General features: G+C 72.6%; 9 protein-coding genes. 3 read left to right on the top strand and 6 right to left on the bottom strand.

Features of this window, described 5'->3' with window-relative positions; all coding sequences use genetic code 11:
• From V4Y03_RS28120 to pcaDC, 6 genes are all read right to left on the bottom strand, one after another.
• Entirely contained in the window at positions 1–918 is a 918-nt protein-coding gene (locus V4Y03_RS28120) for a glutamate ABC transporter substrate-binding protein (RefSeq protein ID WP_332436723.1), read from the bottom strand.
• A 14-nt stretch (positions 919–932) separates the two neighbouring features.
• On the bottom strand, positions 933–1,679 hold the full coding sequence (locus tag V4Y03_RS28115; RefSeq protein ID WP_332436722.1) for an amino acid ABC transporter ATP-binding protein: 747 nt from the start codon (positions 1,677–1,679) through the stop codon (positions 933–935).
• A 135-nt stretch (positions 1,680–1,814) separates the two neighbouring features.
• Complete coding sequence (locus V4Y03_RS28110; protein WP_317874694.1) at positions 1,815–2,258, bottom strand: DUF6278 family protein; 444 nt, start codon at positions 2,256–2,258, stop codon at positions 1,815–1,817.
• A gap of 80 nt (positions 2,259–2,338) precedes the next feature.
• A complete protein-coding gene (locus tag V4Y03_RS28105; protein ID WP_317874693.1) occupies positions 2,339–3,118 on the bottom strand; it encodes an exodeoxyribonuclease III in 780 nt (259 codons plus the stop codon).
• Positions 3,119–3,222: 104 nt separating this feature from the next.
• Complete coding sequence (locus V4Y03_RS28100; protein ID WP_317874692.1) at positions 3,223–3,855, bottom strand: MBL fold metallo-hydrolase; 633 nt, start codon at positions 3,853–3,855, stop codon at positions 3,223–3,225.
• A 9-nt stretch (positions 3,856–3,864) separates the two neighbouring features.
• Positions 3,865–5,127 (bottom strand): bifunctional 3-oxoadipate enol-lactonase/4-carboxymuconolactone decarboxylase PcaDC, encoded by a 1,263-nt coding sequence (gene pcaDC / locus V4Y03_RS28095; RefSeq protein ID WP_317874691.1) that lies wholly within the window; start codon positions 5,125–5,127, stop codon positions 3,865–3,867.
• Positions 5,128–5,487: 360 nt separating this feature from the next.
• Here pcaDC and V4Y03_RS28090 point away from each other — a divergent pair, with 360 nt between their 5' ends.
• The 3 genes from V4Y03_RS28090 (at position 5,488) to V4Y03_RS28080 (ending at position 16,212) form a co-directional block, all read left to right on the top strand.
• Positions 5,488–6,099: an RNA polymerase sigma factor gene (locus tag V4Y03_RS28090; protein ID WP_317874690.1), complete on the top strand. Its 612-nt coding sequence runs from the start codon at positions 5,488–5,490 to the stop codon at positions 6,097–6,099.
• Entirely contained in the window at positions 6,096–6,422 is a 327-nt protein-coding gene (locus V4Y03_RS28085) for a hypothetical protein (protein ID WP_442809598.1), read from the top strand. Before V4Y03_RS28090 ends, V4Y03_RS28085 begins: the two co-directional genes overlap by 4 nt.
• Positions 6,423–6,735: 313 nt before the next feature.
• Positions 6,736–16,212, top strand: coding sequence for an SDR family NAD(P)-dependent oxidoreductase (locus V4Y03_RS28080; RefSeq protein WP_443079832.1), 9,477 nt, complete (start codon positions 6,736–6,738; stop codon positions 16,210–16,212).
• Positions 16,213–16,333 lie beyond the last annotated feature (121 nt).

Raw genomic sequence — 16,333 nt, 5'->3', positions numbered from 1 at the left:
TCAGCTCGCCGGGTATCGGTCGATGGCGGGCGGCTTCGGGGCCGGGACCCCGGAGAGGCCGAGGGTGGCGTCGTACGCCTTCTTCCAGTCGCCGTTCTTCTCGTGGGCGGCGATGGCGTCGTCGAGCGCGAAGCGCAGCGCGTTGTCCCCGTGCGGGACGCCGATGCCGTACGGCTCCTCGGAGAACGGCTTGCCGACGACCTTGAGTTCGTCGGGGACCTTGGCGGCGTAGCCCATCAGGATCGTGTCGTCGGTGGTCACCGCGTCGACCTGGTAGGTCAGCAGATTGTCCACGCAGGCCGAGTACGTGTCGTAGGCGACGAGTTCGGCCTTCGGGTAGTCCTTCTGGATCCGCTGGTACGGGGTCGAGCCGGCGGCCGAGCAGACGCGTTTGCCGGCCAGGTCCTGGGGTCCCGCGATGTCGGTCTCGTCGGTGCGGACCAGGAGTGACTGGCCGGCCAGGTAGTAGGGCCCGGCGAAGCCGACGAGCTTCTTGCGGTTGTCGTTGATGGTGTAGGTGCCGACGTAGTAGTCGATCTGACCGTTCTGCAGGGCGGTCTCGCGGTTGGCCGAGGCGATCGTACGGAAGTCGATGCCGGCCGGGTCGAAGCCGAGGGAGGCCGCCATCATCTTGGCGATCTCGATGTCGAAGCCGGAGTACCGGCCGGTGGCCGGGTCCTTCTCGCCCATGTAGGGCTGGTCCTCCTTGGCGCCGACGATCAGCCGGCCGCGCTTCTTCGCCCGGTTCCAGGTGGCGGAGTCGGGCAGGGTGAAGTCCGACTGGACCTGGTAGACGGGGAGTTGGTCGGGCTGCGGGCCCTTGACGGGCGGGCTGCCCTCCTTGCCGCAGCCGCCGAGCGCCGCCGTCGCGGCGAGCAGCAGGGCGAGCGCGACCAGGGTGCGGTGCGTACGCTGCATGGTTCCCAACCCGCTCAGTGCTTGAGGATCTTGGAGAGGAAGTCCTTGGCGCGCTCGCTGCGCGGGGCCGTGAAGAAGTCCTCCGGCGTGCGGTCCTCGACGATCCTGCCGTCGGCCATGAAGACGACCCGGTTGGCGGCGGAACGGGCGAAGCCCATCTCGTGGGTGACGACCACCATCGTCATTCCCTCGCGGGCGAGTTGCCGCATGACCTCGAGGACCTCGTTGATCATCTCGGGGTCGAGGGCCGAGGTCGGCTCGTCGAAGAGGAGGGCCTTGGGGTCCATGGCGAGGGCGCGGGCGATGGCCACGCGCTGCTGCTGGCCGCCGGAGAGCTGGGCCGGGTACTTGTCGGCGTGGGCGGCGAGCCCGACCCGTTCGAGGAGTTCGCGCGAACGCCGGTCGGCCTCCTCCTTCTTGCGCTTGCGGACCTTGATCTGCGCGAGGGAGACGTTCGCGAGGACGGTCTTGTGAGCGAAGAGGTTGAACGACTGGAAGACCATGCCGACTTCGGCCCGCAGCCGGGCGAGCGCCTTGCCCTCCTCGGGGAGGGGCTGTCCGTCGATGACGATCTCGCCGGACTCGACCCGCTCCAAGCGGTTCATCGCCCGGCAGAGGGTGGACTTGCCGGATCCGGACGGACCGATGACGACGACCACCTCACCCCGGCCGACGGTGAGATCGATGGACTGGAGGACGTGCAACGTGCCGTAGTGCTTGTTGACGCCACGCAGTTCGATCAGCGGATCGACGACGGCCATACGCTGCCCTGCCCCATTTCTCAGCGGTGTCGAGTCAGCGCAAGCTATCCATCCGAAAAGGGACTTCAGACCCGACACGCATGAAACAGGAATAAGCCGTATTTACTGCAAAAGGGTGGTGGGGTGTACCCGGAATCAGTACTCGGCGGCCTCCGCGTAGACCTGCGAGAGCTCCGGCGAACCCGTCATCGCCCAGTCGAGACCGGCCTCCACGACCTGGATCTCACGCCCCGAGGCGAGCCGGACCACCGGTCCGCCGCCCGGCCACACCTGCCAGCGGGCCCCCGGCACGTTCCGGACGATCACGGTGCCGAGGTAGAGCCCCGCGTCGTTCCCGACCCAGGGCAGCTCCTCCGGATCGTCCCGCCAGTGGGGCGGCAGCTGGTCGAGCTCCTGGAGCGAGCGCGGGGTGTCGTCGAGCGCCACCCCGGACTGCGCCACGCGGGTGCGCAGCAGCTCGCACTCGGCGAGCAGCTCGCCCACTCCCTCGGGGTCGCGGTCGTAGGCCGCGGCCAGCGGGGACTCGGCCGGCTCGGGCTCATGCCGCTTGCGCCAGTTGTCCAGAAACGGGATGTTCATCCGAACAGCCTCGCACCGCCACCTGCCGGTCGACCACCCGGCGCGCGGAGATCATCTCCGCCGCCGGGCAGCGGCCCGCGCTACACGTCGAGGTCGACGACGACCGGGGCGTGGTCGGACGCGCCCTTGCCCTTGCGCTCCTCGCGGTCCACGTAACTGTCGGTGACCGCCTCGGCGAAGGGCTTGTTGCCGTAGACCAGGTCGATGCGCATGCCCTTGTTCTTCGGGAAGCAGAGCTGGCGGTAGTCCCAGTACGTGAAGGGGTGGTCGTACTTGAGGGGGCGCGGGACCACGTCGGACAGACCGGTCTCGCGGAGTCCGGCGAGCGCGGCCCGCTCCGGCTCGGTCACGTGCGTGGCGCCCTCGAAGACGCCGATGTCCCAGACGTCGTCGTCGGTCGGGGCGATGTTGTAGTCACCGAGGACCGCGAAGGGGCGGTCCCCCGCCGCGTCCTCCCCGACGGCGGCCTTGAGCGCCTCCAGCCAGCGGAGCTTGTAGGCGTAGTGCTCGTGGGCGACCTCCCGGCCGTTCGGCACGTACACCGACCAGACGCGGACCGGGCCGCAGGTCGCGGAGATCGCCCGGGGCTCCTCGGCACCGTCGTACTCGGGTCCGCCGGGCAGACCGGTGACCACGTCAGCGAGGCCGACGCGGGAGACCAGGGCCACGCCGTTCCACCTCCCCGTGGCGTTGACCACGGACTCGTACCCCAGGGCGCGCAGCTCCTCGGTGGGGAACTGCTCGGCGGTGCACTTGGTCTCCTGGATGCACAGCACGTCCGTGCCGGTGCTCTCCAGCCAGGCGAGCAGCCGGGGCAGCCGGGCGGTGATCGAATTGACGTTCCAGGTGGCGATGCGCATGAGCGCAAGCCTACGTGCGGGCACTGACAATCGGCGTCGCCGCGGGCTCCGGGCCGGCCGCGCGGCCCCCGGCGGGGCCGCCGGGAGCGGACCGCCGCAGGTGCTCAGACCTCCGTGGACGTGCCCGGGGCGAGGCGGTTGTGGTCGGTACCGCCGAGGGCGCCGATCTGGCGGTCGTAGATGGGGCGGGCCAGGTCGGTCAGCAGCGCGTCGTGGATGTCGTAGGCCCGGCGCGGCCCGACCTCGCGGACGTAGTCGATGACCTCGGAGATCTTGTTCCACGGGGCCATGACGGGGAGCAGCAGCGTGTCCACGGGCTGGTCGGGCACGGTGAGGGCGTCTCCGGGGTGGAATACGGAGCCGTCGACGAGGAAGCCCACGTTGGTGACGCGCGGGATGTCCGGGTGGATCACGGCGTGCAGTTCGCCGTGCACCTGGACGTCGAACCCGGCCGCCGTGAACGTGTCGCCGTGACCGACGGTGTGCACCCGGCCGGGGAAGGCCGCCGAGAGCTGTTCGGCGACGCTGTGGAGCGTCCAGACCTCGGCGGCCCCGTTCGCCTCGAGGGCCGCGCGCAGCCGGCCCTCGTCGAAGTGGTCGGGGTGCTCGTGCGTGACGAGCAGGGCGTCGGCCCCGAGGACCGCGTCCTCCTCGGTGAACATGCCGGGGTCGAGGACGAGCGTCCGCCCGTCCTTCTCCAGCCGCACGCAGGCGTGGGACTTCTTCGTCAGCTTCACACGCCCAGGTTACGCCGGGGGCCTGGTCTCCTCCTCGACGACGCGGGCGACCACGCCGAGCGCGGTCTCGGCGGCGGGGAAGCCGCAGTACACGCCCGCGTGGACCACGATCTCGCGCAGCTCCGCGGCCGACAGGCCGTTGCGGAGGGCGGCGCGGGTGTGGTCGGCGAGGGCCTCCCGGTGACCGCCGGCGATCAGCGCGGTGAGGGTGACGACGCTGCGGGTGCGCCGGTCGAGGCCGTCCCGGTTCCAGACCTCGCCCCAGGCGTACCGGGTGACGAGGTCCTGGAAGGTGCCGTCGGGGTCCCCCGCCAGCGCCTGGTCCACACGGGCGTCGCCGAGGACCTCGCGGCGCAGGGCGATCCCCTTGTCGTAGGGGTCGGGCCGGCCCGCCTCCGCGGACTCGACGGCCGGGACGGGCTCGGGCACGGGGGCGGCCGGCAGCGGCGGCACGGTGAGGACGCCGCTGGTGTCCGGCGCGGTGCCCGCGAAGTGCTCGACGAGCAGGTCGGTCACGGCGGCGGGCTGCTCGACGGGGGCGAGGTGCGAGGCGCCGGGCACGACGGCGAGCCGGGCGTCGGCGATGCCGGCGACGAGGGTACGGGCCTCGGCGGGCCCGGTGACCTGGTCCTCCGAGCCGACGAGCACCAGCACGGGGACCCCGATCCGGTCCAGGGCCTCGCGGACGTCGAAGACGGCGAGGGCCTCGCAGGCGGCGACGTAGCAGGCGGGGTCGGTCGTCCGGACCATCTGTACCGCCCAGTCCACGATGGCGGGTTGCGCACCGGCGAACACGGGGGTGAACCACTGCTCGGGGGCGGTGCGGGCCATCGGCTCCAGGCCGTTGGCCCGGACGATGACACCGCGCTGGCGGAACTCGTCGGCGCTGCCGAACCGGGGCGAGGTCGCGACCAGGGCGAGCGAGGCGACCCGGTGCGGTGCGCGCAGGGCGAGGTCGAGGCCGACGGCGCCGCCGAGGGAGCAGCCCGCGTACCCGAAGCGCTGGATGCCGAGCGTGTCGAGGGTGGCGAGGAGCCGGTCGCCCAGCTCGGCGACGGAGGTGAAGGGCTCGGCGGGGGCGCCGCCGTGCCCGGGGAGGTCGAACCGGACGACCCGCCAGTCCTTGATGAGTTCGGGTATCTGCCGGTCCCACATGTGGCGCGTGGTGCCGAGAGAGGGTCCCAGGACCAGGACCGGGGCGTCTTCCGGCCCGTCAGAGCCGTACTGCAGGGTTTCCGTGTTCTTCTCGTTCACCCACTCACGCTCGCACATCCCGCCCGCCGGCCGGGACGCGGGTGCGGGCCGGCCGCCGCGCGGGGGCGGGTGCCGGGGCCGTACGGGCGGGGTCGCGCACGGGTCCCCCACCGCTCCTCCACGGGCCGGGTACGGGTCGCGCACGGGTCGCGGAAAAAAACTTCGGCCGGGGGCGAATCCTTTCGGGACCCCCCCGTCTCTTATCCGTGTACCGGCCGAACGGGCCGGCTGAACCGGGAGGAAACACCCATGGTCACCGCCATCGTCGTCATCGGAGTCCTGCTCGTGGGCGCGTGCAGCTGGCACCTGATGCGCCGCTTCAAGAGCCGCAGCTGACCGCGGTCCGCGTGCGGGGCGCCCTCCGGGTATGAGTAGCACATGAACCAACGCTTCCCCTGGCCGGACGAGCGGCTCATCAAGGCCGCTCAGGACGGCGACGTCAGCTCGCTCACCACCGTCGTCATGGAATCGCAGCCTCATGTGCGCAAGTTCGCCATATCACTGTGCGCCTCGCCGCAGGACGCCGAGGACGCGGCGCAGGAGGCGCTGATCATCCTCTACCGGAAGATCGGCACCCTCCGGGCCAGTGGCGCGCTCGCCTCATGGATGTTCCGCATCGTGCGCAACGAGTGCCTCAGACAGGTACGGCTGCTCGTGTCGCGGAGTGACCCGGCGTCGGCCGAACCGGAGGGGTGCGCCGAGCCGTCCGCCGAGGAGGCGGTGCTGCACCGGCTGGAGGTGGAGCGGATCGCGGCCGCGGTCAGCGCCCTTCCCCGTGAGCAGCGGCAGGTCCTGATCATGCGGGACGTACAGGGCCTGCCCGGTAAGACCGTCGCCCGTTCGCTCGGTCTGAGCACCGCCGCGATGAAGTCGCGGCTGCACAGGGCTCGAACAGCACTGCGTCACTCGCTGGAAGTGACCGACCAAGCACCCGATCAGGCATCAGATTCAGCCATCGGACCACCAGTCGGAGGAGAAACGCAACCGTGAACACCGTAAAGACCGCACCCGGCGTGCTGATCGAGACCCCCGCCGCCAAGCCCGCGGGGCCCGACTTCGCCAGCAAGTCCGTCCCGCGCCACCTGGCGCGCGGCGCCATCGGCTTCGGGCTGATCATCGGCTCGATCGCCATGGTGCCCGTCGCCGGCCCGGCGACCCTGCTGGCGGCGCCGCTGGCGCTGATCGCCTTCCGCGGCTGCCCCACCTGCTGGATGGTCGGCCTGGCGCAGACCATCTCGCGCGGCCGTCTGGAGCGTCAGTGCGTGGACGGCGTCTGCACCCTCACCAAGGCGCAGCCGGGACCGAAGGCCTGACCTCGTGACCCCGTGAACCCATGAGTCCGCCGCCCCTCGGTCCCCAGGACCGACGGGCCCGCGGACGCCTGCGGGAAGGCGGCCAATAGCGGCTGCGAGGCACCCGCGCAAGCCCCCTCGGATTCCGTCTGGTCGACCAGACGGTTACGCGCAAGCCATGTCCCCGAAATGCCCCCCGTGCATTGTTTTCGTATGCCAACTCCGGCCCGTGGCCATTGGTTTACGGAGCGCCGACTCGGTGCTAGGGTCCAAATGCCGGACCGCCGAGTCGGCAGTGCCGTTGATGATGCTTCACGGGGGGAGCAACAACACCATGATCCGCCATGCCCGGATTGAGGCGACACCATCACCTTTGGCCGATGCGGTTGCCGTCGTCGGTCTTTCCTGCCGTTTTCCCGGTGGCGCGAGCCCCGAGGAATTCTGGGACCTTCTCAGGTCCGGTCGCGACGCCATTGCGGAACCACCCGCGGATCGCGCCCATCTCGCCGCATTAGAAGACGGTTCACCGCGCCCCGGAGGCTTTCTGCCCCAGGTCGACACCTTCGATGCCGAGTTCTTCGGGATATCCCCGCGCGAGGCCGCCGCGATGGATCCGCAGCAGCGGCTCGCGCTCGAACTCGCCTGGGAGGCCCTTGAGGACGCCGGGGTCGTCCCGGCCACGCTCGCCGGCACCTCCACCGGCGTCTTCGTCGGCGCGATCGCCGACGACTACGCGGCCCTGACCCACGCGGCCGGCCCCGGCGCCACCTCCGCGCACACCGTCACCGGCCTCCACCGCGGCATCATCGCCAACCGGATCTCCTACGCCCTCGGCCTCCAGGGCCCCAGCATGGTGGTCGACACCGCGCAGTCGTCCTCGCTGGTCGCGGTGCAGTTGGCCTGCGAGAGCCTGCGTCGCGGCGAGTCCGTCGTGGCACTGGCCGGCGGTGTCAACCTCAACCTCGCGCCGGAGAGCACCCACGCCCTGGCGGCCTTCGGCAGCCTCTCGCCCGACGGGCGATGTTACGCACTCGACGCCCGGGCGAACGGCTACGTCCGGGGCGAGGGGGGCGGCGTGGTCGCGCTGAAACTCCTCAGCCGGGCGATCGCGGACGGCGACCGCATCCACTGTCTGCTGCACGGTGGGGCCATCGGCAGCGACGGAGCGAGCGAGACCCTCCCCACCCCGAACGGAAAAGCCCAGGAGCGCGTCATACGCGCTGCCTGGGCCGACGCTTGTATACCGTTGGAACAAGCGCAGTACATAGAAATACACGGCTCGGGAACCCGCGTCGGTGATCCCATAGAAGCTTCCGCCCTGGGCGCCGTATTCGCTTCGTCCCGTACTCCCGGCAATCCCCTCGCGCTCGGTTCCGTCAAGACGAACATCGGACACCTGGAAGGCGCTTCGGGCATAGCGGGGCTGGTCAAGACCATCCTCTGCCTCAAAGAGCGGGAAGTCGTTCCAACCCTCAACTACCAAACGCCCAATCCGGGCATCGCATTCGATGAACTGAGGCTCGCCGCCGTCACCGAGGCAGGTGCGTGGCCGAATCCCGACGGGCCGCTCTTCGCGGGTGTGACCTCGGTCGGAATGGGTGGAACCAACTGCCACCTGGTACTCGGCGAGTGGCCGGGAACCGCCGCCGGGAACATCGAGAACAAGCCAGAGCAGAACCCTGAGCGCGCCGGCGTGTCGGACGTACGCGAATCCGTCCCCTGGGTGCTTTCCGGGCGCGGTGACAAGGCGCTGCGCGCCCAGGCCGCCCGGCTGCGCGACCACCTCGCCGCACACCCGGACGCGGGCGCCGTCGAGATCGCCCGGGCCCTCGCCCACGACCGCACCGTATTCAGCCACCGGGCGGTACTGGTCGGCGCCGACCGGAGCGAACTGCTGACCGCCCTGGACGCCGTCGCCGACTCCGGCGTCACCGCGTCCGCGGTCACCGGCAGCAGCCACCGGGCCGCCCGCGAGGCCGTTTTCGTCTTCCCCGGCCAGGGTTCGCAGTGGGCCGGCATGGCCGCCGAACTCCTGGACAGCGCCCCCGTCTTCGCCCGGGTCGTCGAGGACTGCGAGCGCGCGCTGCGCCCGTACCGCGACTGGTCGCTCACCGATGTGCTGCGCGGACGCCCCGGCGCCCCCGCCCTCGACCGCGACGACGTCGTGCAGCCCGCCCTGTGGGCCGTGATGGTCGGTCTCGCCGCGCTGTGGCGGGAGGCGGGTGTCGAACCGGCCGCGGTCGTCGGTCACTCCCAGGGCGAGATCGCCGCCGCCACCGTCAGCGGCGCCCTGAGCCTCGACGACGCGGCCCGGCTGATCGCCGTGCGCAGCGCCGCCCTCGGCGCGCTCGCCGGACTCGGCGGCGGCATGCTCACCGTGTCGCTGCCCGCCGACCGCGTCCGCGAAGACCTCGCCGCCCACCCGCAGTTGAGCGTGGCCGCCGTCAACTCGCCCGGCATGACCGTGGTCGCCGGTGACGGCGCCGCCCTGGACGCACTCGCCGCGCGGTACGGCGAGGACGTCCGCACCCGGCGCGTCCCGGTCGCCTACGCCTCGCACAGCCCGCACGTCGACGCCGTGCGCGACGCGCTCCTCGCGGACCTCGCCGGGATCGCCCCGCGCCCCGGGAGCGTGCCGCTGCACTCGACCGTGACCGCCACGGAGGTCGAAGGCTCCGAGCTGGACGTCGACTACTGGTACCGGAACCTGCGGGAACCCGTACGGTTCGCTCCGGCCGTCCGGGCCCTGCTCGACGCGGGCCACGAGCTGTTCATCGAGATGAGCCCCCACCCGGTGCTCGCGCTCGCCGTCCAGCAGACCGCGGAGGCCGCGGACCTGCCGGTCACCGCGCTGGGCACGCTGCGGCGCGGCGAGGGCGGCCCGCGACGGCTGACGCTCGCGTTCGGCGAGGCGTTCTGCCACGGCGCGGAGGTGGACTGGTCCGCCGTCCTGCCCGCCGCCCCGGCCGCCCGCACCGAGCTTCCGACGTACGCCTTCCAGCGGCGCCGCCACTGGATCACCGCGCGGCCCGGCGCCGCCCGTGTCGCCCCGCCGTCGGCCGACACCTTGCCGACGCCCCCGGCCGAGGCGTACCAGGACGACCCCGCCGACGGGGACGGGACCGAGGCGATCCGCTCGCTGACCGGCCCGGCCGCCCTGGAGCTGGTACGGGCGCACAGCGCCGCCGTCCTCGGCTACGACTCCCCCGCCGAGATCGAACCCCGGCGGACCTTCAAGGAGTTGGGCATCGACTCGGCGATGGTCGTCGAGCTGCGCGACCGGCTCGTCGCCGCCACCGGCCGCAAGCTCTCCACCACGGTGGTGTACGACCACCCCAGCCCCGCCGCGCTGGCCGCGCTGCTCGCCGACGAGCGGCAGGACACGGCGGCCCCCGAAGCGGGTCCCGATCAGGACGACCCCGTCGTGATCGTCGGCATCGGCTGCCGCTTCCCGGGCGGCGTGGACTCGCCCGAGGCCCTGTGGCGGGTCGTCGCCGAGCAGCGCGACGTGATCTCCGGCTTCCCCGCCGACCGCGGCTGGGACCTCGACGGTCTCTACCACCCGGACCCCGCGCATGTGGGCACCACCTACGTGCGCAACGGTGGCTTCCTCGAAGGCGCCGCGGAGTTCGACGCCGAACTGTTCGGGATCTCGCCGCGCGAGGCGCTGGCGATGGACCCGCAGCAGCGCGCCTTCCTCGAAGTGTGCTGGCAGGCCCTTGAGCGGGCCGGAATCGCCCCGGACTCCTTGCGCGGCACCCAGGCAGGGGTGTTCGCCGGTGTGATGGCCCAGGAGTACGGTCCGCGGCTCGGAGAGGCGGGTGTGGGCGCCGCCGGCTTCGGTCTGACGGGAACCACGTCCAGTGTGGCGTCGGGCCGGGTGGCCTACACGCTCGGCCTCCAGGGCCCGGCACTGACCGTGGACACCGCCTGCTCGTCATCGCTCGTCGCCCTGCACCTCGCGGTCCGCGCGGTGCGGTCCGGTGAGTGCTCGCTCGCCCTCGCGGGCGGCGTGACGATCATGTCGACGCCCGGCATCTTCGTGGAGTTCTCGCGTCAGCGGGGCCTCGCGGAGGACGGCCGCTGCAAGTCCTTCTCCGCCGACGCCGACGGCACGGCGTGGGCGGAGGGTGTCGGTGTCCTCGTCGTGGAGCGGCTCTCGGACGCCCGGCGCCTCGGACACGACGTACTCGCCGTCGTCGCCGGAACCGCCGTCAACCAGGACGGCGCCTCCAACGGGCTCACCGCGCCCAGCGGCCCGGCCCAGGAGCGGGTGATCCGCGCCGCCGTCCAGGACGCCGGGGTGTCCTTCTCGGGTGTCGACGCGGTCGAGGCCCACGGCACCGGCACCGTCCTCGGCGACCCGATCGAGGCCCAGGCCCTGCTCGCCACCTACGGCACCGAGCGCGACGGACAGCCCCTGCTGCTCGGCTCCCTCAAGTCCAACCTCGGGCACGCCCAGGCGGCGGCAGGCGTCGGCGGCGTCATCAAGATGGTCATGGCCCTGCGCCACGGGCAGCTGCCCGCCTCGCTGAACGTGGGCAAGCCCAGCAAGCTCGTCGACTGGGAAGCGGGCGGCGTCGAGATCCTCACCGAGCCCCGCCCCTGGCCCGCCACCGACGACAGGGTCCGCAGGGCCGGTGTGTCCTCCTTCGGCATCAGCGGCACCAACGCCCACGTCATCCTCGCCGAAGCCCCCGCCCCGCAGGCCGCCGCCGAGCCGCTCGCCACCGGCCCCGACGCCGCCACCCCGCTGTGGGTGCTGTCCGGCCGTACCGAACCGGCGCTGCGCGCCCAGGCCACCGCCCTCGCCGGCGCCCTGGACACCCTCGGCGACGTGACCGACGGCGACCTCGGCCGCGCCCTCGCCACCACCCGTACCGCCCTCGACCACCGTGCGGCGGTCACCGCCGAGGACCGGGCCGAGGCCGTCGCGGCGCTCACCGCGCTCGGCCGGGGCGAACCGCACTCCGCCCTCACCGTCGGGGCGGCACGCCCCGACGACGGACTCGCCTACCTGTTCACCGGGCAGGGCAGTCAACGTGTGGGAATGGGCAAGGAGTTGTACGAGAGCGAGCCGGTCTTCGCCGCAGCCCTGGACGAGGTGTGCGCCGAACTGGACGCCCGCCGCGCGTCCGTGCCCGGCACGCCGCCGATCCGCGAGGTGATGTTCCACGACGCCGAGGCCCTCGACCGGACCGAGAACACGCAGAGCGCCCTCTTCGCCCTCCAGGTGGCGTTGTTCCGGCTGCTCGAACACCGGGGCCTGGCTCCGGACGCCGTACTCGGCCACTCCATCGGTGAGTTCGCCGCCGCCCATGTCGCCGGGATCCTCACCCTGGCCGACGCCTGCACCCTGGTCGCCGCACGCGGCCGTCTCATGCAGGCCCTGCCGGCCGGCGGCGCGATGGTGGCCGTCCGGGCGTCGCAGGACGAGGTCTCCGTCCTCCTCGAAGGCCGCGGCCACGAGGTGAGCATCGCCGCGGTCAACGGCCCCACGGCCGTCGTCGTCTCCGGTGACGTCGAGGCCGTCGAGGAGGTCGCCGGGGTCTTCGCCGCCGCCGGCCACAAGACGCGCAGGCTCGTCGTCAGTCACGCCTTCCACTCCCACCGCATGGACGGGATGCTCGACGCGTTCGCGGCCGTCACGGCCGAAGTGCGGTACGCGCAGCCGCGCGTCACCATGGTGTCCACCGTCACCGGTGGGCCCGTCGACATCACCGCCGACTACTGGGTCCGGCAGGTGCGCCGGGAAGTGCGGATGTCCGACGGCCTCGCCACGCTCCACGAGCTGGGGATGCGGACCTTCCTCGAACTCGGCCCGGACGGTGTGCTGTCGGCCCTCGGCCAGGACTGTCTCGACGACGAAGCGCTGGCGTTCGTCCCGGTGCTGCGGCGCGGGCGGCCCGAGCGCCGCACCCTGTCCCAGGCACTCGGCGCCCTGCACGTCCGGGGCCGAAGCCCCGACTGGCACGCCGTGTTCGGCCCCGGACGGACGCCCGGCCTGCCCACGTACGCGTTCCAGCGGGAGCGCTACTGGCTGACCGCGCAGGGTGCCCAGGGAGCGGCCGGGCACCCGATGCTCGGCCCCGTCGTCGAACTCGCCGAATCCGGGCAGGCCGTACTGACCGCCCGGCTCGGCAGGCGTACCCATCCCTGGCTGGCCGACCACGCCGTCCTCGGATCCGTCCTGCTGCCCGGCACCGCGTTCCTGGAACTCGCCGCCCGCGCCGGCGCGCAGACCGGTGTGCCGCACGTCGCCGAACTCACCCTGGTCGCGCCCCTGGTGATCCCGGCGGAGGGCCGCGCCGAGGTGCAGGTGGTCGTGGCCGCGCCCGGCGACGACGGTCAGCGCGCGCTGACCGTGCACGCCCGCTCCGAGACTCCGGACGGCGCCACCGAGCCGTGGACCCTGCACGCCACCGGCGCGCTCGCCCCGCACGACGGCTCTCCCGCGAAGGCAGCGGGCCGGCCCGACGGCGGGACCGAGCCGCTGCCCGTGGAGGGCTGCTACGAGGATCTGGCCGCCGCCGGATATGCCTACGGCCCGGTGTTCCAGGGCCTGCGCGCCGCCTGGCGACAGGGAGAGGCGGACCTGCTCGCCGAGGTCGCCCTGCCGTCGTCCGTCACCGACGCCGGTTCCTACGGGATGCACCCGGCGCTGCTCGACGCGGCCCTGCACCCGATCGTGATGACCGCGCTGTCCGACGGTGAGCGCCGTCTCCTGCCCTTCTCCTGGCGGGGTGTGACCATCCGTCAGCCCGGCGCCCGAAGCGCTCTCGCCCTGATCGCGAACACCGGCCAGGACACCGTCTCGCTGACCCTGCTCGACGAGTCCCGCGCGGTGGTCGCCGAGATCGAGGAGCTGGTACTGCGCCCGGTGAGCGACGAAGTGGCCGTTCCCCGGTCGCTCCACCGCCTGGACTGGAAGCCGGTCACGGCGGAGCGGGAATCGTCCCCGTCGGCCGTCGTCCTGGGCTCCGCCGACCTCGGTGTCGGGCAGGCTTACGCCGATCTGGCGGCGCTCGGGCGGTCCCTCGACGCGGGCCACCCGGCGCCCGAGGTCGTCTTCGCCCCGCTCGTAGAACTCGCGGGCTCCATGGACGGCGTGGCGCCCGACAGTGCGCCCGCCGCCGTGCACCGTGCGCTCGCCGTGCTCCAGGCATGGCTGGTCGACGACCGGTTCGCGGACTCCCGGCTCGTGCTCGTCACCCGGGCCGCCGTGGCCACGGAACCGGACGCCGACGTCGACCCCGACGTGGCCGCCGTGTGGGGTCTGGCGCGCTCGGCCCGGACGGAGAACCCCGGGCGGATCGGTCTGCTCGACGTGGAGTCGGCCGCCGACTGCCGTACCGCACTGCCGTTGATCGGCACCGAACCCCAACTCGCCGTACGAGAGGGATCGTTGCTGGTCCCTCGGCTCGTCCGGGCGACGGCCGACGGAGCCCTCGTCCCCCCTGCCGGGGTGTCCGCCTGGCGCCTCGCGGTACGCGACCGGGGGACGCTCGACCATCTGACGCTCGACCCCTGCCCGGAGGCCCTGGCCCCGCTGGCAGCGGGCGAGGTCCGTATCTCCGTGCGCGCCGCGGGCGTCAACTTCCGCGACGTGCTGAACACCCTCGGCCTGTACCCCGGCGACCCCGGCCTGCTGGGCCTCGAAGGGGCCGGTGTGGTCACCGAGGTCGGGCCGGGCGTCGTCGGGCTGGGCGTCGGGGACCGGGTGATGGGTCTGCTCTCCGGGGCGTTCGGCCCGGTGGCCGTCGCCGACCACCGGCGGGTCGCCGCCATGCCGGCCGACTGGTCGTACGCCCAGGCGGCGTCCGCGCCCATCGTGTTCCTGACCGCGTACCACGCCCTCGTCGACCTGGCGGGTCTGGCGGAGGGCGAGCGCGTCCTGATCCACGCCGCCGCCGGTGGCGTCGGCATGGCCGCCGTCCAGCTGGCCCGGCACCTGGGTGCCGAGGTCTACGGCACGGCGGGTCCTGGCAAGTGGGACGCCCTGCGTGGCCTCGGCCTGGAGGGGGCGAACCTGGCGTCGTCCCGCACCCTGGACTTCGAGACCGCGTTCGGCGCGGCCACCGGTGGCCGTGGCATGGACGTCGTACTGAACTCGCTCGCGGGTGAGTTCGTGGACGCTTCCCTGCGGCTGCTGCCGCACGGCGGTCGGTTCGTGGAGATGGGCAAGACGGATCTGCGCGACCCGGAGCGGGTGGCGGCCGACCACCCCGGGGTGGACTACGGATTCTTCGACCTGCTCCAGGAGCCGACGGAGCGGATCGCCGCACTCCTGTCGGACGTACTGACGTTGCTGTCCTCGGGGGCGCTGACGCCGCTGCCGGTCAGCACGTGGGACGTCCGCCGGGCGCCGGAGGCGTTCCGTCACGTCAGCCAGGCCAAGCACATCGGCAAGGTCGTCCTGACACTGCCGGCGGCGCTCGACCCGGACGGCACGGTGCTGGTCACCGGGGCCACCGGTGCGCTCGGCGGGCTGGTCGCGCGGCATCTGGTCACCGAGCACGGCGCCCGCCGTCTGCTCCTGGTCAGCCGTCGTGGCCCCGAAGCCCCGGGTGCCGGTGAACTGGCTTCTGAACTCGCCGAGTTGGGTGCGGAGGCGACTGTCGCCGCCTGTGACACCGCCGACCGTGACGCGCTCGCGGAGCTGCTGAACGGCGTACGGCTCACCGCCGTCGTCCATGCCGCGGGCGTGCTCGACGACGGTGTGGTCACCGCGCTCACCCCCGAACGCCTGAACACGGTGCTCGCCGCGAAGGCGGTGGCGGCCCGGAACCTCCACGAGCTGACCCTGGACCAGGACCTGGCGGCGTTCGTCCTCTTCTCCTCCGTCATGGGGGTCATCGGTGGCCCCGGCCAGGGCAACTACGCCGCCGCCAACGCCTACCTGGACGCGCTGGCCCAGTACCGCAGGGTGCGTCGTCTACCGGCGCTGTCCCTGGCCTGGGGCATGTGGTCGGACACGGCGGGGAGGCCGGGTGCCGCCGGTATGGCGGGCGCCCTGTCCGAGGCCGACCGGGTAAGGATCGCCAGAACCGGACTCGCGCCCATCGACCGGGCGGAGGGCCTGGCCCTGCTCGACGCGGCTCTCCGCACGGACGTCGCGGCGCTCGTACCCGCTCCCCTGGACCGTGCCGCGCTGGGCGCACTCGGGGACCAACTGCCCACCGTGCTGCGGGACCTGGCTCCGGTGGCGGTCCGGCCGGCCCAGGCGCCGACGGCCGCGACGGCCCCGACGACCGGGACCCTGCGCGACCGGCTCGCCGTACTCAGCCCACCCGAGCGGGAGGAACTGCTGCTCGACCTCGTCCGGGTGCAGACCGCCGCCGTCCTCGGGCGGTCCTCGGCGGCCGGCGTCCCCGCCGACCGGCCCTTCAAGGACCTGGGCTGCGACTCGCTCACCCTCGTCGAACTGCGCAACAGGCTCCAGACCGGCTCCGGTCTGCGCCTGCCCGCCACCTTCCTCTTCAACTACCCGACACCGCTCGCGGTCGTGGCCCAGCTGCACTCCGAACTGGCCCCGGACGACGAGGACTCCGACGACACCACCGACTCCACCGACGCGACCGGCGGCAAGGCCGTACCCGGGCTGATCGAACTCGGCCGGCTGGAAGCGACGCTCGCCGAACTGCCGGACGACACCCAGGACGACATCAGGGACGAGATCGTCCAGCGACTCCAGGCACTGGTCGCCCGCGTACCGGCCCAGCGGGCCCCGGCCCACGACATCGACCTGACCGAACGGGTCCAGTCCGCGTCGGTCGACGAACTCCTCGCGTTCATCGACTCCGAACTCTGATGCACGCCACCTCCGCACTCTGACGGCACCTCCCACTCCGACGCCGCCTCCGCCCCGCGCGGAGGACCGGCACCCTCCTCACCCTGCTCGCTGCGCGCGGCACACCCGGGTACGTCTCACG

The organism is Streptomyces sp. P9-A4 (genome assembly GCF_036634195.1).
GTDB lineage: Bacteria > Actinomycetota > Actinomycetes > Streptomycetales > Streptomycetaceae > Streptomyces.
The sequence above is the reverse complement of the archived record's forward strand: the minus strand, read 5'-3'. Positions and strand labels throughout refer to the sequence as shown.